The organism is Bradyrhizobium erythrophlei, assembly GCF_042430365.1.
GTDB classification, from domain to species: Bacteria; Pseudomonadota; Alphaproteobacteria; order Rhizobiales; family Xanthobacteraceae; genus Bradyrhizobium; species Bradyrhizobium erythrophlei.
Window position 1 is genome coordinate 36,554 of record NZ_JBHMET010000039.1, and the last position, 24,119, is coordinate 60,672.

The following is a 24,119-nucleotide window of genomic DNA, read 5'->3' on the forward strand; positions in this document are numbered from 1 at the left end:
GACCGCCCCAGCAAGGCAAATCGGGCGTGCGCGTCGCGGCACGATCCGCTCTTGCAAAACCCGTCCGGCACGGCAAGGTTGTGGCCGATGCCCGCCAAGACCAGCGACAGCCCCGACGATGCCGACGCGACGCCGCATTATCACGGCCATCGCGAGCGGCTGCGCGAGCGCTTCCACGCGGCCGGCCCGGACGCGCTGAGCGACTATGAGCTCTTGGAGATGGCGCTGTTCGCCGCCATCCCGCGCCGCGACACCAAGCCGCTCGCCAAGGCACTGCTCAAGAAATTCGGCTCGTTCGCCGAGGTCGTGCACGCCCCCGTCGCGCGGTTGCGCGAAGTCGACGGCATCAAGGATGCCTCGATCAACCAGCTCAAGCTGCTCGCGGCGGCCGCTGGTCGCATCGCCAAGGGCGAGATCAAGCGCAGCGTCGCGCTGTCGTCGTGGAACGACGTGATCGACTACTGCCGCTCGAGCATGGCCTTTGCCGACAAGGAGCAGTTTCGCTTGCTGTTCCTCGACAAGCGCAACCAGCTGATCGCCGACGAGGTGCAGCAGACCGGCACCGTCGACCACACGCCGGTCTATCCCCGCGAGGTGATCAAGCGCGCGCTCGAACTGTCGGCGACCGCGCTGATCCTGGTGCACAACCACCCTTCCGGCGACCCGACGCCGTCGCAGGCCGACATCCAGATGACGAAAGCGATCGTCGAGATCGCAAAACCGCTCGGCATCGCCGTGCATGATCACATCATCGTCGGCAAGAACGGGCACGCGAGCCTGAAGGGGATGCGATTGATTTGAGGGGGCATTGCGCAGGTATCTCCCGGCGTCGTCCCGGCGAAAGCCGGGACCCATACTCCACGGCGGGTGTTGTGAAAATGACTCGTCGTTCCAGCGCCGCACAGCAAGCGGCATTTGTGGTTATGGGTCCCGGCCTTCGCCGGGACGACATCGAATCTGTTGCACCGCTTGCGAGACACATATCCGCCTTCTCGCGACGCGAACCGCCCGAGCTTTGCATCTCGTTCCGCCCTCTCCTCAAGCAGAGGGCGCAGGGAAAGCCGGGTGCCGATTGCACCCATGGGTCCGGTGCAACAAAAAGCACAGGGGTAGGACCACAGGTGAAACCGGAAAACACGCCGGCTTTCCCTGCGCGATGGTTTTACTAACCGGAAACTCCGGCTTTCCCTGCGCGATGGTTTTACGGCTTCCTTCGTGCTCTCCCCGGCGAGACGGGCTTGTTTGTCACCGTCGCCAGCAAAGACTTGCTGACGAGACACCTGCCACTGGGGCGTCAGGACCACACGACTTCACCGTCCGCCTTGCGCGCACTCGTCAGTCACGCACGCCGCGTCCACCGCATCTCGACCCAACGCTCGTGACGATCGCGACGCGCCCCTCGATCGGGTGAGACGGGCGGATTCGTGCCACTGATTTGCCCGACGACGGAAGCGGAATATTTTTTACAATCAGCCTTGCGCCGTCGGGCAAATCAGTGGCATGGGGCCGTTCCTCATTCCGAGACGCATCTCCTGGCGCGAGCCCGGAATAACGACCGCCCGCCACGCTGCGCTGCGTCAATGATCGCCGACTGCGGGGTTTCTCATGTCGCGCTGGGTCACATGTTAGCAGCGCGCTTGAGAGCCTCAACGAAGGTCATGACAGCCTTGGGGCGTTCGGCCGATATTCGGCGCAGGATCACGCACAGCGGAGGCAATGCCACGCGCGGCATGATCTCAACGACCCGGGCACCGGGAAACGCGTCGCTGTCCCGAGCGCTGCCGTGCCGAACAACGGCGACCAATGAACGATCCAGCCTTATGAGTGCGCCAAGCGTTGGGGGCGAAACTGCTTCCACAACCGGCTGCGGCGGCGTCAGCCCGTTGTTCAGAAACCCTGCCATGAAGGCCCGCCGAACCGCCGTGTTGCGAGGGGGAGCGATCCATCGCTGGGAGGCAAGATCATGCCAGGTTACCTGGCCTTTGCGGGACAGCGGGTTCGCCTTCGCCACAATTGCGCAGATGTGATCGTTGAAGATGATCTCCGACTGCAATTGTTCGATCGGATCGTTCATCAACGCCTCGGAGGGCAGCGCGCCGAACACGCAATCGAGTTCGGCCTCGAGAAGCAGTTTCAAGAGGTCGCGCACGGGCCCCTCTCGAATCTCGACACAGACGCCTGGGACAAGCCGCATCAGTTCCACTGTCGCCTTCGGCACGACGTCGGTGATCGATGGCGCTCCCACACGCACGACAGCGGTCGCGCCACCCCGCATCGCGTTCAATTCGTTCGCGGCATGCGTAGCTTCGCCCATCATCACGCGTGCGTGGCGGATCGCGGAGCGGCCGAAGACATTGGGTTCAACGCCGTGCCGCCCGCGATCGAACAAGGCGGTCCCCAACGCCCGCTCGACCTCGGCCAGCATCTTGCTTGCTGCGGGCTGGGTGAGGTTCAGCGATGCGGCCGCGGCGCGTAACGAACCTTGATCGGCAAGCAGAACGAGCAATTGAAAATGCCGCATTCGCAGCCGCCTGAGCAGAAAGTCTGGCGTAGGCATTTTGTACGCTCGGCATAACAAAAAGTAATAGCTAGCTGAATATAATCAAATTTACGGGAATGTTCCAATCGTTCACCCTGCTTGCCAGTTGGTCTCCGAGGTCTCGGCATCTGGCGCCAACGAAACAGGCAGGGAGGAGTGACGATGGACCGCCGAGAGTTTCTTGCCGCCACCGCAGCCGCGCTGGCTTCAAACCTGGTTTGCGCGCAAACGCGCTTTGAAGCTGCATCTCCGGCCGCCGCGCCTGGCAGCCTGAGGGTTGCTGCACGCAATGCCTGGCTTTGGGGCCTTCCTCTCATCGAGATGGCAGACCAGCGGGCTGCACGCAGCGCGGATGGTGTCAAGGTCAACACCTTCCAGCATCAGCGCGCGTTGATCACCGCGAAGGGCCAATTCGTCACCACCCCCAACAACGACACCTTGTATTCGCAAGCCTGGTTGAACCTGGAAAAGGGTCCGGTGACGATCGGCGTGCCGGATTCCGGCAGCAGGTACTACTGCGTGCCGTTGATGGACATGTACTCGAACAATTTCGCGATCGTGGGCACCCGCACGTCCGGATCGAGCGCGCGGACGCTCACCGTCGTCGGCCCTCACGAAGCAAGCCACATTCCGATGGCGATCCGCGCCCCGACCAACTGGGTCTGGATACTCGGGCGGACGCTGGTCGACGGCGAAAGCGATTTGCCGAAGGCTCATGCATTTCAGGACGGATGGACAATCAAGGGACCTGAGACGGGCGCGCCGAAGAGCTATGCGAAGCGCTCGGCGCCATGGGACCAATATTTTGCATCCGTCCAGGGCCTCATGAACGAAAGCCCGCCCCCGGTGACGGATGCCCGCATGCTGGACAGCATGACTCCGTTGATCCAGTTCGGGCAACCCTTCGATCCGTCGCGCTTCTCCGCCGATCAGGTCATCGAAATCAAGGCCGGCATTGCAGAGGCGGCGAATGCCATGGCGCAGTTGCGGAGGACTATGCTGGCGCGAAACGGCTGGAGCTTCCCGCGCTTCAGTCTTGGAAATTTCGGCGAGGACTACGACTACCGCGCTGCGGTCGCCCTCGGTGGCCTCGCCGCTTTGCCACGGGTCGAAGCGATGTATCTCCGCTCCGCGGGCACGGACGGGCGAGGATTCGACAGCTCGCAATCGTGGAAACTGACATTTTCGGCGGATCAACTTCCTCCCGTCGACGCATTCTGGTCGCTCTCCATGTATCGGATCACAGCGGACGGCCAGCTTTTCTTCGCCGAGAATCCGATCGATCGATACACGATCGGCGACCGGACCGCCGGGTTGAAGCGCGGCACCGATGGTTCGCTCGAAATCTGGATGTCGCGAACCGAGCCGACCTCAAATCCGAACGCAAACTGGCTGCCGGCACCGGCCGACGGCAAGTTCGTTCTGATCTTGCGGGCATACATGCCGAAGCCGTCTTTGCTTGAGGGAATCTACCAGGTGCCTGCGGTGCAATCGGCCTGAGGCTGATGCAGTTCGCGGTCGCGGCCAAAAACTCCCGCGTCGACTCCGACGCGGGCATCGATGACAACCAGTAACGCAGAGGATAAATGAGAATGAACCGACTTCGGACAGCGGTGAGAACGTTAGCCGGATCTGGGCTGCTCATGATCGCCCCGTTTCTTGCCCAGTCGCTGATGGCCCAGCCCGCCACGCCGTTCTCGGCAGGCTCCGCAATGGAGCAGGCGTTCACATATTCCTTTCCAATTGCTGAAATGATGCGTTTGCGCTGGAGCTACCTGGAGGATCCCGCCAATCCTGCGCGCGGACCGGCCAATGAATTCGTGCACGGCCGCGACCTCGTGGACTACCGGCGGCGGGTGGTCACGACTCCCAACAATGACACGCTCTATTCGCGGGCCTTTCTCGATCTGTCGGCGGGGCCCGTTCGAGTCCATATGCCAGACACGAACGGACGATACTATTCTATCGCATTCTACGACGTTTTCTCGAACCACTTTGCGACGATCGGTCGCCGCCTGACGGGTACGCGCGAAGGCGACATTATCGTCGTTGGCCCGCACTGGCAGGGAGAGTTGCCGGGGAACGCGAGGCTCGTCCGCGCACCGACCGACGATGTCCTCGTCCTCACGCGCATCGTAGTCGACGGACCGGCAGATTTGCCCGCTGTCCGCGCGCTGCAGGACGGAACCAGGATCACCTCGCTGAGCAAGCAGGAATCCCAGCGACCGAAGGGGATCGCTCCCGTGCCGGGCAATGCGGCGGCGCTCGTGGCGACCGTCAATCAGGCGTTGGCGCTGAATGGAGCGCCGTCCTACGAGAAGCCGTTACTGGAGCGATTTGCGAAAGTCGGCATTTGTGGCGAGGCATGCTCCTGGGACGCGCTGCCCGCCGATGTCCGGACGGAATGGGACCGGCGCTTCCCGGCGATGCTTGCGTCGCTCAAGAAATCCCTGGCGGGAGACGCAACGCCGGTCGACGGCTGGTACTACAATCCGCCGCAGATCGGAAATTTTGGAACGGATTATAATTATCGGGCGATCATCGCCCTCAATGCGCTGCTGGCCCTGGAGCCCGCCGAGGCTGTCTACCCCAGCGCCGAAACAGATACGCGCGGCGAGGCGTTCACCGGCGAGCGAAAATACCGCCTTCACATCCCGGCGACCGGCATTCCTGTCGAAGCGTTCTGGTCGCTGTCCATGTATGAGCTGATGGACGATGGCCGGCTGTTCTTCACCGCCAATCCCATCAATCGTTACGCGATTGGCGACCGCACCAGCGGACTGAAGAAGAATGCCGACGGCAGCCTCGACATCTGGATCCAGCATGAAGCGCCTGGAAGCGACAAGGATGCGAACTGGCTTCCGGCGCCGAAGGGCCAGTTCAAGGTGGTCCTCCGGGCCTATCAGCCGAAGTCTGAAATTCTCGACTATCGGTTTCGGATCCCGGGGGTGGAGAGGAGCCAGTAAAGGAGCTCCCCGCATAGCGAAGGGCTTTCGAACGCGTCTCGCGCTGAGGCGCCAGCAAGCGCGCGAGATCGCTGCTGTTGAGGTCCGAACCTTCCAGCGTGCGCGCCAGTTCGTCCAGCCGATCGTGCTGTTTTCAATCGGTCATACGCGTTTCGCGTCCTGCCGAATTCCGGTAGGCCCCGCATCGATCTCCTCAATGGTAGGTAACGAATATGAGAGCCTGATTGGTTTCGAGCCGGCTGTCCGTTCTGTGCCTTCAACCAACTTGCCCTCGCCTCTCCCGCATTGATACGGTGCCTCCAGCGGCCATGAATGAGGCCAACGAGACAATAAAAATCAGGGGCATGCATGTCGCAGACCCAGGACCCGCCGGGCACCGTTGACGCGTTCGCCACGCTGGACGCCACCACCCAGGCCGATCTGGTTCGATCCGGCCAGGCCAGCGCCGCCGAGCTTGTCGAGGCCGCCATCGTGCGCATCGAGGCGATCAACCCAGCGCTCAACGCCGTCACGCATAAACTCTATGACCAGGCGCGGGAGCGCGCGGCCGGCCCGGCCCTATCCGGGCCCTTCGCGGGTGTTCCGTTTCTGATCAAGGATCTGCTGTCGGTGGCCGGCGCACCGAACACGATGGGATGCCGCGCGTTCGCCAACTTCATCGCGGCAAAAAGTTCCCCTTACGCCCTGGCGTTGGAGGCCGCCGGCCTGGTCACGGTGGGACGGACCAACACGCCGGAGTTCGGTCTGATCGACACGACCGAACCCAAGCTGTTCGGCCCAACCCACAATCCGTGGGACCTCGTGCGCTCGCCCGGCGGATCTTCAGGTGGCGCCGGCGCGGCGGTCGCCGCCGGGATGACGCCGATGGCGCACGCCAGCGATGGCGGCGGATCGATCCGCCATCCGGCGTGTCACAATGGCGTCTTCGGCATTAAGCCGAGCCGCGGACGCAACCGAAACGACGGCTCCCCACCCATGCCGTTCGGCCTGCCCGACATCGCCGTCAACCATGTCCTTACCCGGTCGGTGCGCGACAGTGCGCTCATGCTCAGCCTCACAGAGGACCCCGACAGCCAGCTTGGTCGGCTGGGCTTCGTGCGTGATCCGCTCAGCACACCGCTTCGCATCGGCCTGGTGCGGGAGGGCACCAGCGGCAAGCGCGCCGCCACCGAAGTGGACGATGCCGTGCTGTCCACTGCCCGGCTTTGCGAGAGCCTGGGCCACCATGTGGAGCTGACGGCGTGGCCGTTTTCCGGCCCGGCGGTGATCGAGGCCTTCCTCGATGAATGGATGGTACTGGCCGCTGGAGTGGTGCAAGCGACGTGCACCTGGACCGGATGTGAGGCGGACACTGATCGCTTCGAGGCCTGGACCCTGGCGCTCGCGCGCCGCGGGGCCGCGCTTTTACCCGATCGGATCGCCGGCGCGGTCGATCAGTTGATGCAGGCCAGCCGAGCGCTGGACGGATTCTTCGAGACCTACGATGTGCTGCTGTCGCCGGTGGTGCCCCATCCACCTAAGCTTCTCGGCGAACACGCGACCGACCTGGCATTCGAGTTACTGTTCGAGCGGGTCGTCGCCAACGCAGACTATACGCCCGTGTTCAATGCGGCGGGAACCCCGGCGATGAGCATACCCCTGAACCGGAACGCCAACGGCCTGCCCCTCGGCTCGCAGTTCGTCGCTCGCGTTGGCGCCGAGGCGACCTTGTTCGGCCTCGCCTATCAGCTCGAAGCCGCGCGCCCCTGGACCGATCGCTGGGCGCCCCAGAGCTACCCGGTGCTTGCTCGATAGCATCGCGAAGCGACGATAGCAGTCGAGTGCGGCCACCCCTGAATGTCTGGAACGAGTCAATTGCGACCGATTTCGCTGGGACTGTCGGCTGGTTGATGTCCGCCTGACGCGCCGATGCTCTCAGACAAGCCGCGTGGCGTTCCTCCCGCCCCCCGCCGACCAATTGACATTCGCCGGCTGAATGCCAGACTTCACCCAAAAATACAGGGTGGAGACCTCTGGATGGCCAATCTCGCGGCCTCTAATCACGTCGCCCGTGTTTTGTCGGCGGCCAATCATCTGGCAGGCGTCGAGACCGAGTCGCGGATCGCGACCTCCTGGCGACGTTGCCTCGTCAATCACAAGCTCGATCCGGCCCGGCGCGGCCCGCCGCAGACGCTGACCGAAGCCGAGGTGCGCCACGTCGCCGAGCCGATGGAGGAATTGATCCAGGTCGCGCTCCCGGAGCTGGAGGACCTCGCCCGCGTGCTGCGCGACTCCGGCTATTGCGTCAATCTCGCCGATCCCAACGCCACCATGCTGGTGAGCCGCCTGCCCGAGGGCGACTACGCGCGGATGTTCCTGGAATGGAAGATCTACACCGGCTCGAACTTCGCCGAGACATTCGAAGGCACCAACGGGCTCGGCACCGCGCTCGCCGAGCAGCAACCGATCATCGTGCATCGCGACGAGCATTTCCGCGAACAATGGGGCATGTTCACCTGCGCGGTGTCGCCGCTGTTCGATCATGCCGGGCGGCTCGCCGGCGCGGTCAACATCACCTCGTGCCGCACCGATCTCGGCCGCGGCGCGCATGAGCTGGCGCTGGCCGTCACCACGGAGACGACGCGACAGATCGAGCGCGCCTTCTTCCGCCGGCATTACCGCACCTCCTGGGTCGCGACGCTGCCCGGCAGCGACGGCCGCGGCATGCTCGCCTATGACGACGACCGCCGCGTCATCGGCGCCTGCCGCAACGCGCGCGCGGCGCTGGGCTTGACTGATGCGCTGCTCGCCGACGGCATCGACCTCGCGCGCCTTATCCAGCTCGACGATCACGCCGGCGCGATCGCGGACGGCAGCGTCGCGCTGCGCCGTGCCGACGGCTCGCCCTGGGGCCGCGGACATGTCGCGCCACCGGTGCGCGCGCGATCACAGCGCCCGCTGCCGGTGCCGCGCAAGCGCGGCGCGGAGCGCTTTGCCGGACTGCACAAGCTCGCCGGCCAGGATCCCGTGCTGATCAAAGGCGTGAAGCGGCTAATGACGGTCGGCAATCTCGATCTGCCGATCCTGCTGCATGGCGAGACCGGCGCCGGCAAGGATGTGTTCGCCCGCGCCATCCATGCCGCGAGCAATCGCGCGCGCAATAACTACGTCGCGCTGAACTGCGCGGCGATGCCCGAGAGCCTGATCGACGCCGAGCTGTTCGGCTACGAGGCCGGCGCCTTCACCGGTGCGCGGCGCGAGGGATCGAAGGGGCTGATCGTGCAGGCGAGCGGCGGCACGCTGTTCCTCGACGAGATCGGCGACATGCCGCTTGCGCTGCAGACGCGCTTGCTGCGCGTGCTTGAAAATCGCGAGGTCTGGCCGCTCGGCGCGCTGAAACCGGTCCCGGTCGACATCCGCCTGATCAGCGCCACCCATCGCGACCTCGCGCGCATGGCCGACGACGGCACGTTCCGCGCCGATCTCTATTACCGCCTGCGCGGCATGGAGGTGAGGCTGCCGGCCTTGCGCGAGCGCGCCGACAAGCTCGAGGTGATCGCGCAGATCGCGCACGAAGAAGCGCCCAACTGCCGCATCGCGCCCGAGGCCTGGGCCCAGCTTATGGCCTATCCCTTCCCCGGCAACATGCGCCAGCTCCGCCATGTGCTGCGGCTCGCCGGCTGCACCGCGGAGGACGGCGTCATCACCGAGGCCGATCTCGACCTGCCGCCGCTCGGCGGGCGGCTGGCGGAGGCGGATCATGCTGCAGCGGAACGCGCTGTCATCATCGAGGCGCTGCGCGCCAATGGCGGACGGGTGACGGCGGCGGCGAAAGTGCTCAAGCTCAGCCGCGCCACGCTGTATCGCAGGATCAAGGCATTGAAGATCGGGTTGGACGGTTAGCCGATCAGCGTGCGTCCTGCGCCGTCATGGCCGTGCATGACGGAGCGACGCATTCAAGTCGCCGGCATAACGTGTCACCCGCTCCCGTGCAGCAGCTCGGCAATGCGACCGTCGGCGCGGCGGAGCCGCCGGCAGAGTTCGCGGTTGATGTTCTGCATCACCAGCACATAGGCGTGGATGTCGGTCTTGTAGTACGCGTAGAGGCTTTTGGCCGTGAGCTCGTACAGCACGACCGCGCTCTGCGCGACCACGGTGGCCGACCGGTTCTGCATTTCGATCAGCGTCATCTCGCCGAAGAAATCACCGGGCGCGAGGTCAGCCATGCGGATGACGCCCGCAGTATCCCCGCGCCTGCTCACCACGAGCTCGCCGGAGTGAACGACGAACATCGAACGTCCGGGCTCTCCCTCCGCGACGATGGTGGCGCCGGCATCGAAGCGGCGCTCGACCAGCATGGGGATGAGGAGATCGAGGCTCGTGTCCGAGAGGCCACCGAAGAACGGCGTGGCGAGCAGGAATGCTTTCAGATCGGGCGAGCTGACAGCCATCCGGCGAATATACGCCCGCGCTTGGCGGCAGCAAGCGGGCCCCGCCCGCCGATATCCTGCAAACCCTCCCGAAAATGAACCTTCCGCCTGTCAGGCAGACCCAGAGTCACTGGGCCATCGATGATGGCCGCAGCGGCACTTGCTTCATTTCACAGGAGGGACGTTGCATGAAATACATCTCCCACTGGAAGTTGCCTCAGGGCACGGTGAATGCTGCAATCAAGCGGTTTCTCGAAACCGGCGGCGCGCCACCCGAGGGGATCAAGATGCTCGGACGCTGGCATGGCATGAACGGCGAGGGATTCGCGATCTCGGAGTCGACGGACCCGAAGGCCATGTATCAGTGGTATGCCCAATGGCTCGACGTGCTGGAGCTGACGGTGACGCCGTGCGTCGAAGACGCGGAGGCCGGCCCGATCCTCGCGGCGCTGCCGAAGCGCTGATCCAGCGCAATCTTTGCGGCGGCCCGCGAACGATCCGCATCGGCCGCCGCGGCGCTGTTCGGCCGCTTACGAAAACTCGTTCCAGCTCACACGCCGGGCGTCGGCGTCGCCGAGCGAGACGGCGTCCCTGACATCGCGCACGCTGTGGAAGCCGCTACGCAGATAGATCAGCGGATCGGCCTCGGTCGCCGTGCGCACATGCTGGACCTCGCCGATGAAGACCGAATGGGTCTTGGTCTCGAGCGCCTCGGTCAGCACGCAGTCGAACGCGGCGACCGCGTCTTCCAGCACCGGCGCGCCAGTCGCGCCCGTGGTCCATCGGCCGAAGGCGAAGCGGTCGTCGCCGTTGACGCCCTTCTGGCCCGAGAAGGTCAGCGCCAGCAGCGCGTGCTCCTCGCTGAGGAAGTTGACGACGAAATGCCGCTCCTCAAGGATGCGCGCATGCGCGCTGGCATTGCGGTTGACGCAGACGAGCACCGACGGCGGATTGTCCGAGAGCGAGCAGGCCGATGTCACCGTCAGCCCGGTCCGCTTACCGGGCTCGGCGCCGACCGTCACTAGGGCGACGGCACCGGCGCAGTGGCGCATGGCCTGCTTGAAACTCTGTGCGTCGATCGTCATGCCGCGCTCCGAGGCAGAAATATCCTGCCAAGATATGTGACGCAGGGGGCGGAGCAAGCCCCGCCCCTCGCGTAGCAGTCATGCAGCCTTCTCGAACTCGGCGCCGAGATGCTTCAGCCGCGGCATCACCTCGGTCTTGAGCAGCTCCAGCGAGCGCCGCCAGGCTTGCGGCTTGTGCTTGTAGTCGAAGCCGAACACGAGCAGCACGCCGAAGCCGCCGACCTCCTGGTAGATGGTCTCGATCTTTTCGGTGACGGTTGCGGGCGAGCCGACGATCCAATTCCGGCGCGCGCAATATTCGACGGTGACGTCGCTGTCGGGCACGTCGGGCGCGTGCTTCAGGTAGTCCTTGAAGCCGAAATGGCCGAGCAGCGGCAGGAAGTACTCGCCCATCATCCGGCCCATCATGTCGCCGGCCGAGAGCTTCCAGGCTTCCTCGTCGGTGTCGGCGACGAACACCTCGCGCACCAGCCGCCAATCCTTGCGGCTCGGCTTGCGGCCGGTCTTCGCGGCGCCCGCCTCGACCGACTCCCAATGGCTGCCGACATAGGCGGGGTTGAGGTTCAGGCTCATCGGGATGAAGCCGCGCTCGCCGGCGAGTTTTAGCGTGTCGGAGTTCTTCGACAGGCCAGCGACGCCGATCGGAGGATGCGGTCCCTGCAACGGCTTGATGTGGGGTTTGAGGAAATCGAACATCGTGTCGGGCTTCGACACCGTCCAGAACTTGCCCTTGTGGGTGAACGGCGCCGGCTCGGTCCACAGCTTCAGGATGATCTCGAGCGCCTCGCGCGTCATGTCGCGGTTCTGGCCGCTCATGCCGTCGACATTGAACATCGCCCAGTCGCTCGGCAGGCCCGAGGCTGCGACGCCAAAGTTCAGCCGGCCGTTGGAGAGATGATCGAGCATCGCGACGCGGTTGGCGAGCTCCGCCGGGTGGTGATAGGGCAACAGGAAGCCGCCGGGCCCGATGCGGATGTTCTTGGTCTGCAGCAGCGACTGCGCGATCAACAGGTCGGGCGAGGGATGCGGCTCCCATGGCGCGGTGTGGTGCTCGCCGATCCAGGCCTCCTGATAGCCGAGCTCATCAGCCCAGCGCAGCACCTGCAGGTCCCAGTCGTGGCCCTCCTTCAATCCGCACTCCGGCGGATGCGAGGGCATCGTGAAATAGCCAAGCTCCATGGTGTGTTTCCTTCCTTCTCGTTTGAATGGTCCAGGCTTGCAATGCGTCTTGCGCGCATTCGCGCATCAGTGAGCAAGCGCTGTGCCAGCGCGGAAATCGCAGGGAACGAGAAGGAAGCGCCGCATTCCGGCCTGTTGCGGCCGGTCCGGCGATGGAAACGAGCGCCTGGCCATCTCACTGTCGCGAGACGGTGGCGCAGCGGCGAGACGAACCCGATGATGCGTTTCGACCTCGCCCCGCACGCGGGGCAAGGTGAAGCGGAGTCCGCAGCGCTACCCCGCAACTCTCCGCGGCATCGCGTTGGTGTCCGGCTCCGACGGTGCGGGGATCTGCATCAGGATGGTCTGGCCGGCGGAGGCGATCTCGATCCCCTCGTCCTGGAAGCGCCGCTTCATGCGGCGGTTGAACTCGCGCTGCACCGGCCAGCGGCCGCCATCGGTGCAGCGGATCTGGCCGACGATTGTGACGACCGAGCCGTCGACCTTGTCGACACCCCACAATTCGAGATCGCCGCGGATCACCGCTCGGTACTCCGCCTCGCTCCGCATCTCGGCGACGATGTCCTTCAGGATCTGGCCGGCGCGGTCGGTGTCTTCCTTGAAGGCGACGTTGACGCTGACCGCGGCATTGCCGGCGCCGCGGCTCGCATTGGTGATCGTCGTCACCGCGCTGAACGGCACGACATGCACCGAGCCGTCGCCGGCGCGCAGCCGCATGGTGCGGATCGAGACGTTCTCGACCACCCCCGATAGGCCCGATACCGTGACGGTGTCGCCGACCTGCACGGTGTTTTCCAAAAGCAGGAACAGCCCGGTGATGAGGTCCTGCACCAGCTTCTGCGAGCCGAAGCCGATCGCGATGCCGACGATGCCGGCGCCGGCGAGCAGCGGCGCGACATTGACGCCGATCTCGCTCAGCGCGGTCAGGCCGACCACGGCGACGATCAGGCAGAACAGTGCGGTGCGCAGCATCGGCTGGAACGTGCGCAGGCGCGCGGCGCGGGCGAAATGCCCCTCGCGCGACAGCGTGTTGATCTGGCGGTCCATCAGCGCGTTGGCGACCTCCCAGATCGCGGCCGCGGCGAACGCCGCAATCCCGATCGTCACCACCGCCGAGATCAGGCGGCTGCCGATCTGGCCGCCATAGAACCAGACGATGGCGTCGACGCCCCAGACCTCGAGCAGCGCGACGAAGCCGATGACGCCGATCACCGCCGAGACGATCCTGCGCAGCAGCGGCAGATAGCGGTTGGCGCGGGCCTCGAGCCCCGGGAAGCGCTGTAGGATGTCGGGGCTGATGCGGAAGCCGCGATCGATCAGGCTCAGCACCACCATGGTGGCGAGCCGCGTCACCAGCAGCACCGCGACGGTGCCGACGAAATATTGCAGCAGCAGCGAATAGCCGTTGCGGATGTTGAGCGCCCACACCGCCCACAGCGCGAGGTCGAGCGCGATCGCGAGCACATGCCAGAGGCCGGCGACGCGGTTGCGGACGCGCGCCGCAAGGCCGGCACGATCGGCCGGCGCGCGGATTGCGCCGGCAACCTGGCGGCGACACTGCAGGATGATGACGACGACGAAGAGATGCACCACCAGCATCACGAGCCGCAGCAGCGCCGCGTAGCCGGCGCGGCTGAGGCCGAGCAGCAGCGCGACATTGGCGAGCGCGATGCCGGCAACGCCGACGGTGACGATGCGCCGTGCCCAGATCTCGACATAGGCCGCGGTCTCGGCGCGCACGCGGACCAGGCCGAACGGACCCGCCAGCGCCCGCACCGCGCAGATCAGCGCGCGCGAGAACGCATAGGCGTTGACAACCGCGAGGATGACGAGCCGTGTGGTCGACTGGTCGCCGATCTCGGTGCCGAGCAGCGCGGTGGCGACGCCGACGAAGGCGACCACCGGCAACAGTTCGAGCACGAGACGCCCGAGCACGAAGGGCAGACGGATCAGCGATTGCCAGGCCCGCGCCAGGCTGAGCCGGCGGCGACGCAGCTCGGGCTCCGGCGTGACGTCGGCGATCGACGATGGCGGATCGGCGATCGCCAATGTCTGCACCGGGGCGCGCGCGGTCTGCGGCAGCCGCGATTCCAATAGCGCCACCGGCCGTTTGATCAGGCGGAACACCACCCATTCGGCGGCCAACGCGCAGCCGAACACCAGCGCGAGCTTCCAGGCGATATCGAGCAGCAAGCCATAGGCCGACGGATCGTTGGCGGTGCGCACGAACCAGTAATAGAACGACGGAAAGTTGGTCAGCGTCCGCGCCATGTCGGCGACGTCGCGCGAGATCTCGCCGACCTGTTCGGAGACCATCAGCAAAAGCTGCGCGCCGAGGCTGTCGGCGGTGAGCGGGATCGGCGACTGCTGCTCCGGCGCTGATGGCGCAGCTTGCGGAGAAACGCCGGCGATGGCGCGCAGGGTGTCGATGATCTGCGCGCGCTTCTTGTCATCCTGCAGCGTCTCGAGCGCGCGCTTCGCCTGGTCCGGCGTCAGCGCCTCGGCCGCTTCGGCTTTCGCGGGCGCCGGCTTGGCGCCAGGCTGGGCAAACGCAGGCGAGATGAGAAGCGTGAGCGCGAACAGGATCGCGGGAAAGAGTCTGTGCGACACGAAGACCTCTTCTTGAAAATATTGCGCGACGGCGAGCCCTTCGAAATCGGGATCACCCTCGCGCTCGCGTCATGTCGGATCGCTCCCCTTTCTCCGCGATGATGTGTCGGAAGTGTGCCACTGCGGCGGCGTTCTCTTGGCATTTGCCGCGACACAAAAACGTCACCGCGATCGAGCGGCGCAGACCCGTGCAACCCCTCCCCCGGGCCCGTTTGCCTGAAACGACAGGATGCACCGCTCAAGCCGGGAACCTTTCGCTTGACGCGCCTCGCGCTTCATGATGTTCTATATTTGTTCTTTCGATCTCTGGTTGCGTATTGAGGGTTTCATGCACGACGTTTTCGCCGATGGCGGCTCGATCAAGCTCTTCATCCATGACGACGGCGAGACGCCGCTGGAATTCGTTCAGAACCTGCTGCGTACCGTGTTCGGCAAGTCGGAACAGGAAGCGATCGCACTCGCCGCCAAGATCGAGCCACAGGGCGGAATTCCTTTCGGCCCCTATCCCGCCGCGGTCGCGCGGGCGCTGCTGGACTCTGCGCGGCAACTGATCCGGGCCAATGGGCAGCCATTGCTGATCACCACCGAGGCCGCCGACTCCGGCCGGCCATGCGATCTCTGCGATGAACTGGGACCGGTGACGGACATCTTTCTCGGCGGCAAGACGGCCTGCCTGTGCAGCGAATGCCTGCTCGCGGCGAGGAACCGCTCCGAGGCGCTGCCGGGCGAGGAATTCCGCTATGGCTACGTCGCGCTGGACTGGCATTTTGCCGGCGTGCCGCGCCACAAGCTCGTGACGCGGTCGCGGCAGTTTCCCGGCCACATGCGCGCCGACGTCCAGGTCGCGATCGACAGGCTGTTCACCGCGCCGATCCATTTCTTCGGCATCCACGAGGAATACCGCTATGAGACGCTCGCCTTCGCGGCACTGATGAAGGACAGCCGCAACGCGCCCTCGATCGCCCCGCCGCAGTATCAGGATGTCGACATCGGCGAGTCCGAGCCGGTGAAGTGCCTCGTCAACGGGCTGTGGCTGTGCCGGGCCGGAGAGTTGCGCTACGCCGTGCTGCTGACCTTTCATCGCGAGTATGACCGCGAGCCGACCTTGCGGATCGAGCTCGCGGTGCCGGCCGGCGCCGCCGGCAATGCCCTCGTGCAGCGTAGCTTTGCCGAGCTGGAGGCCGCCGTGCATGCGGCGCGGTCCTATCGCGGCAAGATCCTTTCGCTGGAGGGCGTTTCCGAGTATCGCGGCCGCGCGCGCGGCGTGACCGTGCATCGCCTGCCGACGGTCGATCGCGACGCGGTCATCCTGCCGGAGCGGACGCTGCGGCTGCTCGACCGCAACGTGCTCGGCTTTGTCGGCAGTCGTGACCTGCTGCGCCGGCTCGGCCAGTCGACCCGCAAGGGCATCCTGCTCTACGGACCGCCCGGCACCGGCAAGACCCACACCATTCGCTATCTCGCAACCAACCTGCCCGGCCACACGACGCTGATCGTCACCGCCGAGCAGGTCGGCCTGCTCGGCGCCCATATGGGCCTGGCGCGCCTGTTGCAGCCGACCATGGTCGTGATCGAGGACGTCGACCTGATCGCGCGCGACCGCGACGACATGGGCGGACCATGCGAGGAATCGCAGCTCAACAAGCTGCTCAACGAAATGGACGGGCTGAAGGAAGACGCCGACATCCTGTTCGTGCTCACCACCAACCGGCCGGAAGAGCTCGAGGCCGCGCTCGCCGGGCGTCCCGGCCGCATCGATCAGGCGATCGAGGTGCCGCTGCCGGACGAGGTCGGGCGCGGCAAGCTGGTCCGGCTCTACGGCAGGGGCCTGCCGCTCGAATCGCCGGTCATCGATGAAGCGGTCCGGCGGACGACAGGCGTCAGCGGCGCCTTCATCAAGGAGCTGATGCGCCGCCTCGCCCAGGCCAGCATCGCCCGCGACAGCGGCACGTCGGTCACCTCCGGCGACATCGACGAGGCGCTCAATGACATGCTGCTCGACGGCGGCCGGCTCAACGTGAAATTGCTCGGCGGCGCGCAGGGGATGAGCGCGGGGTGATGGCGGACCGGTGCGCGGGCAGAGGGAATCGTATGACCATTCCATTCGAACAGCTCAAGGCGCGCGCCTGCTTGCCGATCCCAAGGTGAAGGCAAAACCCGACGCGCTCGCGCCTGAGTTCGAAATCGCCGCGGAGTTGCTCAGGGCGCGCCAGCGCGCGGAGATGTGACCGTAGGCTGCGCGGACATGGACGCTGACGGCGAAGGCCCGCGTGCCGTTCAACTGATCGAAGGCGGCGCCGCATCCGCGTGATGCGGCTCCTTCATTGCGCCGCCTTACTTCCATCACCTACGCGACCGCGTGTCGCCGTCTCCCCCGGTGCCGTCCGTCGTCGGCGGCTGCAGGCCGGGGCTGTTGGCCCAGCGGTCCAACTCCTCGATGATGCGCTGGTGGCTCGGCCGGCGCGGCGCCGGCGCACCGGGCTCCTGCGAGAGCTTTCGGGGCAGCTTGACCTGGTCTGTCACGGGCAATCTCGCAAGAGGTGGGCGATGCACAGGATCTCGTGCCTCACGCGTCGACGCGCCGCACTCACGCGCGCGATTTCAGGAGGTCGCGGATGTCGGTAAGCAGCTCCTGCTCCCGGGTCGGCTTCGGCGGCTCGGCCGGAGTGGCGGGCGCCTCGCGCTTGAGCTGGTTCATCAGGCGGACCACCATGAACAGCACGAACGCGACGATCAGGAAGTTCAAGGTCAGCGTCAGGAAATTGCCCCAGGCCAAGACCGCCCCCTGCTTCTTGGCGTCGGCGAGGTTGGTTGCGGTGACCGACTTCGAGAGCGCCGTGAAATAGTTCGAGAAGTCGAGACCGCCGGTGATCGCACCGATGATCGGCATGATGATGTCGGCCACCATCGAACTCACGATGGCGCCGAACGCCGCGCCGATGATCACGCCCACGGCGAGATCGACGACGTTGCCCTTCATGGCAAATTCCCTGAACTCCTTGAGCATATGATCTCCTGTCCTGAAGAACGGACGCCCCGCGCCTCAAGCGGCCCGGCCATCACGGCCGTCCCGCAACGCGCGGCGAATTATTTGCGATCTGCTGTTTCGGCGGGCGCGCCCGCGGGCCGGAGCGGCACGGCCGGCTCCCATGGCGCCGGCAGGATGACCCGCGCCGGCGGTGGCGTCTGCGCCGTGCGCTGGACATTGCCGTCCACCTGCCGCCGCTCGCCGTCGGCATTGTCCGCGCGCGCAACCGATCCGCAGGCGCCGAGCGCGATCGCCGCAAGCATGAAGCTCGCCGTGACTGATCCGGTCGAACGCGCGGCACCGTCACAGGCGGGCCGCGGCCGATCACTGGTAGCAATGTGACGTGGAGCCATGGCAACCTTTCCTTACGCGATACAAATCCGGCCAAGGCGCACTCACCGGTTTCGACGCGAACTGTCGCGGAGCGAGCGGGCGCCTCGCGTTGCGCGAGACGTCCCGCACCGGTTCGATGCTGAGCGCTAGACCTTGACGTCGCTCGGCAGCTTGCCGCCGTTGGCCGCGAGCTTGGTCATCACCTGCTGATGCAGCCAGACGTTCATCGCGGCCGAGTTGCTGGTGTCGCCGGTGTAGTTCAATTCTATGGCAAGCTGCTTGCGTGCGGCGAGGCTGCTGTCGAGACCGAGCGCCTTCATCAGGTCGACGATCGAGGTTCGCCAATCGAGCCGCTCACCGGTGGCCGCCGCGGCCTTGTCGACAATGGCCGCGACGTCGACCGTCTGCGCCGCAGCCGAGCCGGGTGCAGCGGCAGGCGTAGCCGTTGGCGACGCGCCGGGCGCTGCGGCCGTGGTCGTCGCCGTCGGCGGCGTCTTGGCCTGGGCCGAGCCGTGACCAAAGATGGCGCCCATGATGCTACCAAAGATACTCATGATCTCTCGCTCCTGTTCCAGCGCGGGACCGGCGCGTCGACCCGCGCAAGGTTCCGACGATGGCGCGGACGATAGGCAGGCGGCCATGGCGGCGGAAGATGACCTTCGTCACTTTCGGAAAGTCGAGCGACATGCTGCATTTTCGCCGTGAAGCGCGCGGCCGCGATTCGATCGCGCACCACGAGATGCATGCTTGCACATGCTCGCCAACGGCCCCGAACGCCGGCCTCGAAGCCGGAGCGATCGCGGCTTATCTCCTGGCGAGAGCTTTTCATCGCGCGCCCCACGCGTGATGAAGTCAGCCGCCCCGGCGCGATTCGCCAGCCCCGAGAAGTCGGGGCGGCTGACACAAACCTAGCCCCCGTCCGTCATTGCGAGGAGCTCGCGACAAAATTGCAAAGCAATTTTGCGCTGAAGCGACGAAGCAATCCATTTCTCCGCTTGCGGCACGATGGATTGCTTCGCGGAGCCTGTCATCGGGCGCGCATTCGCGCGCCCCGTTGGCTCGCAATGACGGGGTGAGAGTTTGGTTCAAAGCTGCCGGCGGCGAATGATTTGCGCGAGCTCCGCAAAGCTTTCGGCGATGCCGGCGCCGGTTTTCGCGCTCACCGATTTGACGCTCGACTTTGCTAGCTCGCCAATGCGCCCCGCGCTGCCGGCGGCCTCGGGGAGATCGATCTTGTTCAGCAGCGCCTTGTAGGGCCGCCCCGGGAAGCGGGTCTCGAAACCGTGGACCAGCTCGACCATCCGCGTGACCGTCTGCGGCCGGGTCACATCGGATACGATGATCGCGGCCGCAGCGCCGGTGACGTAGACGGTGTCGAAGATCTGCGTGCCGAAATCGCCGTCGGTGTCCCAGAACACGAGGCGCATGGGGTCGCCGCCATCCGCCGGCGCGACGTCATGGCTCAGCACCTCGACGCCAAGCGTCGATTTGTACTGGCCCTCGAAGCGATTGTAGACGAGGCGATACAGGATCGAGGTCTTGCCGACCCCCATATCACCGAGCAGCATGACCTTTGCGATGTGCATCAGCGGGCCACTTCGGATCGATAGACGTTCTCGAAGGAGACGCGGCGGTTGCCGCCGATCGTCGTGTCGATCCTGTCGGTGATCGGCATCGTCGCCGAGCGCGACACCAGGACCAGCCGCGAGGGCTCGATCCCGAGCGCGGTCAATCTCCGCATCACCTGCTCCGCGCGCTTGCGCCCGAGCGTCTTGTTGGTGCCCTCCGTGCCGCTCTGGTCGGCATAGCCGACGATTCGGACCCTGAGATCATTGCCGGTCAGCAATCCGGCGAGCTCGCGGATCTGCTGCTCGGCCTGATCATTGTCGAGGAATTCATCGGAATTGTTGGTGAAGAACACCGCCGTCGCGGCGATGAAGCGGTCAAGCTTCACGGCCGGATTGTCGACGACCGATTGCAGCCTGGCGTATTGCTCGCCGAGCTTGGCGTACTGTTCGCCGAGCTTGTCGAACTGCTCGCCGAGCCTGGCGTATTGCTGGTCGCGGGACCTCGCCTCTCCGGCGATCGCCTCGCGCGCCTGGTCGACGCTCGCCTGCAGACGCGCCAGCGACTGCTGCAGCGCGGTCTGCGACGCCGCGAGCTGCTCCGGTCCGGACACGATGCCGATCCGGTCGACGATCCGGTACGGCGCCGCGGCCGCGCCCAGCGCGCTGAGCAGCGGCGCCGTCTCGAGCTGGCCCGGCGCAATGCCTGATACCGCGACGCTCCGGTTGCGATGGTCGAAATCGAGCCGCAGCGGAAACGATGCCAACAGCGGATGGCCGGCGACGAGTTGCTCCAGCGTCGCGTTGGTCCGCCGCTCCAGTAGGCTTCGCGTCACCGAGACCGTGGCGAACCAGACTAGCGCCACGGCAGCGACGGCGCAGAGGCTGAACAGGATGACCTTGCCGCGCCGGCTCGTCTTCCTGCGCGGGGAGGCGTCGGACTTGATCGACGTCGCCAATGCGGCGAGCATCGCCTTGTCGCAATTGGCGCCGCGGTCGATGCTCTCGATCGCATCGAAGAACAGCGCATTGATCCTGGCATTGTCGGCGGGGCGCAGCGGGCCCTTACACTCGGCTGCAAGGATGAACCGGGGCGAGGCGCGCAGCGCGATCTCCCGCCCGCCGAAGTCGAGCGTCTGCAAATCGCCTTCGCCGGCAAGCGCCTGAATGGAGAATTCGTGGATCGCCGCGACCATGGCGCTGAGCAGGTCGGCGCGCTCGTCGGGGGTTTCGTCGCGCTTCCAGTCCGCGATCAGCCGCCCGGCGCCGCGTTCGATTATCAGGAGACGGTTCACGCGCGGCGGGTTGTCCGCGAGCACGAATTCGCTGATCGGACGTCCGGTGACCAGCGACTTGATGCGTCCGACCCACAGCTCGGCGGATGTCAGCGCGTTGATGCGCTGCTCGAGATACGCGACCATCTCCTTGAAGGAATTCGCCACCGCGGCGCTGACCAGCCGGCCGACGATCGGAAACAGCGCCTCGACCATCTGCTCACGCGAGTTCCTGATCTCGCTCCTGATCGCGGTCACGACGGTCGGCGCGATGGCATTGGCGAGCTCGCGCGGCCGATCGACCTCGGCCCGCTCGAGCGCGGCGACCAGGATGTCCGCGGTTGCAGTTTCCAGGCGTTCGGCATTACCGACATATTGCTGCAGCGACCCAAGGTCGCTTTCCAGCGACTGCAGCCGCGTCGCCTCGGACTGAAACAGCAGTGTCTTGAGTTGCTCGATCTCGCGGTTCTGGCCGACGGCAGCCGCCATGCTATCTTCCCGTGCGGCCCGATCCCAGTCCGCTGATGGCTGCACCGAGCTCCGAGATGGCCGCGCCGATATCCTTCAGCGACGTCAGCCGCCGCTGCTCGGTGTCCCGCTCGAGCTCCGCGACCTTCGCCTGAACGGCGGCGATCTCGTTGGCGAAGTCCACCTGCATCTGCTTCAGCGACGCCTGCATCTCGTCGCGCAGGCCGGCGAGATTGCTTTCGATCGAGCGCTGCGCGCCGCCGAACAAGAGGTCACGGACCTGATCGATCGCCGCCGCGTCATGCACCGCGGGCGCGTCGCCCCCATTTGCCGAGGCCGCGCTACCAGCTAATCCATCCGTACCCTTGCTCTGGCGCTCGATGCCCTTCATGCCCGTTCCTTAAGTTATCTAAAGCTTACGCAAACCCGTCGCGATGCAACGCGCAAATTCCTGACAACCTATAGCCGGTTTCGTCATTGCAAGACAGAGGAGGACAACCAATCGGCGGTGGGAGGCGCCGGCAGCAACGCGGGGCACTCGCAATTATTTCTAGTAAGTTATTGCCTTTATTGCGAGTTCCGTACGGTTCTTGACCTGGCACTTCTCCAGGATGGTGCTGACATAATTTTTCACGGTGCCTTCGGCGAGGTGCAGCTGCTCACCGATCTCGGTGTTGCTCTTGCCTTCGACGATCAGCGTGAGAATTTCATTCTCTCGCGCCGTCAGGCCATCGCGGACGGGAAGCTTCGCCGACGCGCGCGGACCGCGCAGCCGCTTGAACTCGTCGAGGATGCGCGCAGCCACGCCGGGCGACAACCCCGACTGCCCGTTCATGACAGCGCGGATCGTCGTTGCGATCTCCTCGATCCTGGCATCCTTCAACAAATACGCCTTCGCGCCGGCGCTGATGGATTCGAAGATCAGGTCGTTGGTCTCGAACGTCGTCAGGACGACGATGTTGGTCTGCGGAAGTTCGCGGAGGATCCGCTGGGTCGCCGCAATGCCGTCGACGCGCGGCATCTGCAGATCCATCAGGATGATGTCGGGCCGGTAGCGGCGCGCGAATTCGATGGCCTGCTCGCCGTCGGCAGCGCCCGGCACGATCTCGAAGTCGTCGTTTTGCTGTGCAAGGAGTGTAGCGATACCGTCCCGGATCAACGCCTGGTCCTCGGCGATCAGCACCCGCACCCTCTCGTTCCTGCTCACGGGTGGTTCCACCATCGTTTCGAAGACCCTGTCATCCAACGCGAGACGGCAGCGGTCAATCAGCCAGCGTGCCTGACGACCGCGCCGCCGGCGGCGCCGCAACGGGCAGCGATATCCGGACCAGCGTACCCTTTCCCGGCGCGCTCTCGACCGTGCAGTCTCCACCGACGAGTTCAGCAAATTCGACCATTCCGATCAATCCGAAATGTCCCGGCTTCGGCACCGCCGGGTCGAAACCGCTTCCATCGTCGCGCAGCTCGACCACCAGCCGCCTGCCGACCGCGGCGGGCTGCTCGACCGCGTGGAACCGGACGTGCCGTGCCTTGGCGTGCGCCTGGATGTTGCGCAGCGCCTCGCTGATGATGCGCTGAACCGTCATTCCACATTCGCGCAATCCGTCGCGGGCACGATCGTCGATCTCGATCGACATCTCGACGCCGATGCGCTCCGCGAAGTCGGTCAATAGGCCTTCGACATCAGGATTGAGCTCGAGGTCGTCGGGCATGCGCAGGCGGCCAATGGCCTCACGCGCCCGTGCCAGGCCGCTGACCGCAGCCTCCTCTGCCGTCGCCAGACCGTCCGCGACGCGCGCGGGGTCGGCCGACAGATAATGCCTGATCAACCGGATCTGGGTCAAAAGCGCCACGATCGAATGCACGAGCGTGTCGTGAAGGTCGCGCGCCAGGCGAAGCCGGGTTCGCGCCAGCGAGGCGAAGCGCACCTCCGAGCTCGCCGCCTCGAGCTGCTGCTCCATCAGCCGCCGGGCCCGCCGCTCGCTTCCGAGCAGCAGCTCGACCTGGCGCGCGGCGAAGTCGGGCATCGCGATCACGAGGTAATGCGACTGCGCGGCATTCCACAGAACGACCGCCGTCACCGGCTGGCTGAGCGCGGGCGACGCGCCGCGCACGCCGGCGAGTGCGATCACGTCGCGCTGTCCTGCGGCAAGGCCCGCAAGCTCGGACTCCATGCCGACCAGCAGCATGCAGTCGCAGCAATCCGTGCCAACGGGAGGAAGCCATTCGACCAGGCGTCCGATCTTCCGCAGCATCGCGCGATCGGCGCCGATGACGGCCAATCCGATGACATCGGCTTCCGCGGCCGGAAGCAACTCCGCGCTGAGGTCGATCATGCGCCTTCAACCAATTCCAAGCGAGGCCAATTTCAAGCAAGGCCCGGAGCGTGACGACCATTCCTCGAACCGTCATCGCGCCCCAGCTACTATTTGAGCATGATCTCCGCGCAAGCGCCTCGCGTTTGCCGCGAGGGAAAACCGCCGTCCACTTGCCGCGGATCATGTTCGGTCACTCTGGAGTAAGGCCGCGACGTCCGCAAACGAATATGACTTTCGTCATGATCGATCCTGACCTTCGTCAGGTGCCGCCGGCGCGCGAAATGCGGTTTCTGGTTCACGAACGAACGAAATCGGGCAAGCCGTGGCGTGCCATACGCCGCGGGG

At 65.5% G+C, this 24,119-nt stretch carries 21 protein-coding genes; 7 read left to right on the forward strand and 14 right to left on the reverse strand.

Translation table 11 applies throughout. The features are described 5' to 3' along the window. Positions 1–87 precede the first annotated feature (87 nt). Positions 88–801 (forward strand): RadC family protein, encoded by a 714-nt coding sequence (gene radC / locus ACFFWD_RS06280; RefSeq protein ID WP_376962553.1) that lies wholly within the window; start codon positions 88–90, stop codon positions 799–801. 817 nt (positions 802–1,618) lie between these two features. On the opposite strand, the gene ACFFWD_RS06285 is transcribed toward radC, so the two are convergent. Next, a complete protein-coding gene (locus ACFFWD_RS06285; protein WP_376962555.1) occupies positions 1,619–2,521 on the reverse strand; it encodes a LysR family transcriptional regulator in 903 nt (300 codons plus the stop codon). Positions 2,522–2,701: 180 nt separating this feature from the next. On the opposite strand from ACFFWD_RS06285, the gene ACFFWD_RS06290 reads away from it, so the two are divergent. From ACFFWD_RS06290 to ACFFWD_RS06305, 4 genes are all read left to right on the forward strand, one after another. Beyond that, positions 2,702–4,039 carry a DUF1254 domain-containing protein gene (locus ACFFWD_RS06290; RefSeq protein ID WP_376962557.1) on the forward strand — a complete coding sequence of 446 codons (1,338 nt, stop codon included), beginning with the start codon at positions 2,702–2,704 and terminating at the stop codon, positions 4,037–4,039. 92 nt (positions 4,040–4,131) lie between these two features. After that, positions 4,132–5,505, forward strand: coding sequence for a DUF1254 domain-containing protein (locus ACFFWD_RS06295; protein WP_376962559.1), 1,374 nt, complete (start codon positions 4,132–4,134; stop codon positions 5,503–5,505). Between the two features lie 348 nt (positions 5,506–5,853). Further along, positions 5,854–7,299: an amidase gene (locus ACFFWD_RS06300; protein WP_376962561.1), complete on the forward strand. Its 1,446-nt coding sequence runs from the start codon at positions 5,854–5,856 to the stop codon at positions 7,297–7,299. A 222-nt stretch (positions 7,300–7,521) separates the two neighbouring features. Beyond that, entirely contained in the window at positions 7,522–9,387 is a 1,866-nt protein-coding gene (locus ACFFWD_RS06305) for a sigma-54-dependent Fis family transcriptional regulator (RefSeq protein ID WP_376962563.1), read from the forward strand. A gap of 74 nt (positions 9,388–9,461) precedes the next feature. Here the strand turns inward: ACFFWD_RS06305 and ACFFWD_RS06310 are convergent, their stop codons facing one another. Then, positions 9,462–9,935 (reverse strand): Crp/Fnr family transcriptional regulator, encoded by a 474-nt coding sequence (locus ACFFWD_RS06310; protein WP_376962565.1) that lies wholly within the window; start codon positions 9,933–9,935, stop codon positions 9,462–9,464. A 167-nt stretch (positions 9,936–10,102) separates the two neighbouring features. Between ACFFWD_RS06310 and ACFFWD_RS06315 the strand changes: the two genes are divergently transcribed. Further along, complete coding sequence (locus ACFFWD_RS06315; RefSeq protein WP_376962567.1) at positions 10,103–10,378, forward strand: DUF3303 domain-containing protein; 276 nt, start codon at positions 10,103–10,105, stop codon at positions 10,376–10,378. Between the two features lie 66 nt (positions 10,379–10,444). Here the strand turns inward: ACFFWD_RS06315 and ACFFWD_RS06320 are convergent, their stop codons facing one another. The 3 genes from ACFFWD_RS06320 to ACFFWD_RS06330 form a co-directional block, all read right to left on the reverse strand. Further along, complete coding sequence (locus ACFFWD_RS06320) at positions 10,445–10,999, reverse strand: flavin reductase family protein (protein WP_376962569.1); 555 nt, start codon at positions 10,997–10,999, stop codon at positions 10,445–10,447. A gap of 78 nt (positions 11,000–11,077) precedes the next feature. Beyond that, positions 11,078–12,178: an LLM class flavin-dependent oxidoreductase gene (locus ACFFWD_RS06325; RefSeq protein WP_376962571.1), complete on the reverse strand. Its 1,101-nt coding sequence runs from the start codon at positions 12,176–12,178 to the stop codon at positions 11,078–11,080. Positions 12,179–12,451: 273 nt separating this feature from the next. Beyond that, positions 12,452–14,788, reverse strand: coding sequence for a mechanosensitive ion channel domain-containing protein (locus tag ACFFWD_RS06330; RefSeq protein WP_376962573.1), 2,337 nt, complete (start codon positions 14,786–14,788; stop codon positions 12,452–12,454). A gap of 328 nt (positions 14,789–15,116) precedes the next feature. Here ACFFWD_RS06330 and ACFFWD_RS06335 point away from each other — a divergent pair, with 328 nt between their 5' ends. Then, entirely contained in the window at positions 15,117–16,847 is a 1,731-nt protein-coding gene (locus ACFFWD_RS06335) for an ATP-dependent Clp protease adaptor ClpS (RefSeq protein WP_376962575.1), read from the forward strand. A 284-nt stretch (positions 16,848–17,131) separates the two neighbouring features. On the opposite strand, the gene ACFFWD_RS06340 is transcribed toward ACFFWD_RS06335, so the two are convergent. The 9 genes from ACFFWD_RS06340 to ACFFWD_RS06380 form a co-directional block, all read right to left on the reverse strand. Next, positions 17,132–17,311 carry a hypothetical protein gene (locus tag ACFFWD_RS06340; RefSeq protein ID WP_376962577.1) on the reverse strand — a complete coding sequence of 60 codons (180 nt, stop codon included), beginning with the start codon at positions 17,309–17,311 and terminating at the stop codon, positions 17,132–17,134. A gap of 64 nt (positions 17,312–17,375) precedes the next feature. Beyond that, positions 17,376–17,795, reverse strand: coding sequence for a large conductance mechanosensitive channel protein MscL (mscL, locus tag ACFFWD_RS06345; RefSeq protein ID WP_376962579.1), 420 nt, complete (start codon positions 17,793–17,795; stop codon positions 17,376–17,378). Between the two features lie 80 nt (positions 17,796–17,875). After that, positions 17,876–18,169, reverse strand: a complete 294-nt coding sequence (locus tag ACFFWD_RS06350; protein ID WP_376962581.1) for a hypothetical protein — start codon at positions 18,167–18,169, stop codon at positions 17,876–17,878. Positions 18,170–18,295: 126 nt separating this feature from the next. Beyond that, the gene (locus tag ACFFWD_RS06355; RefSeq protein WP_376962583.1) at positions 18,296–18,703 is read right to left on the reverse strand and encodes a DUF3597 domain-containing protein; all 408 of its coding nucleotides are present in this window, start codon (positions 18,701–18,703) and stop codon (positions 18,296–18,298) included. 531 nt (positions 18,704–19,234) lie between these two features. Beyond that, positions 19,235–19,735, reverse strand: a complete 501-nt coding sequence (locus tag ACFFWD_RS06360) for a Rab family GTPase (RefSeq protein WP_376962585.1) — start codon at positions 19,733–19,735, stop codon at positions 19,235–19,237. Continuing rightward, entirely contained in the window at positions 19,735–21,477 is a 1,743-nt protein-coding gene (locus ACFFWD_RS06365) for an OmpA family protein (protein ID WP_376962587.1), read from the reverse strand. Before ACFFWD_RS06365 ends, ACFFWD_RS06360 begins: the two co-directional genes overlap by 1 nt. Before the next feature lies 1 nt (position 21,478). Then, positions 21,479–21,847, reverse strand: a complete 369-nt coding sequence (locus tag ACFFWD_RS06370) for a hypothetical protein (RefSeq protein WP_376962589.1) — start codon at positions 21,845–21,847, stop codon at positions 21,479–21,481. Between the two features lie 159 nt (positions 21,848–22,006). After that, a complete protein-coding gene (locus ACFFWD_RS06375) occupies positions 22,007–22,663 on the reverse strand; it encodes a response regulator transcription factor (RefSeq protein ID WP_376962591.1) in 657 nt (218 codons plus the stop codon). Positions 22,664–22,718: 55 nt separating this feature from the next. Beyond that, positions 22,719–23,792 (reverse strand): sensor histidine kinase, encoded by a 1,074-nt coding sequence (locus ACFFWD_RS06380; protein WP_376962593.1) that lies wholly within the window; start codon positions 23,790–23,792, stop codon positions 22,719–22,721. Positions 23,793–24,119 lie beyond the last annotated feature (327 nt).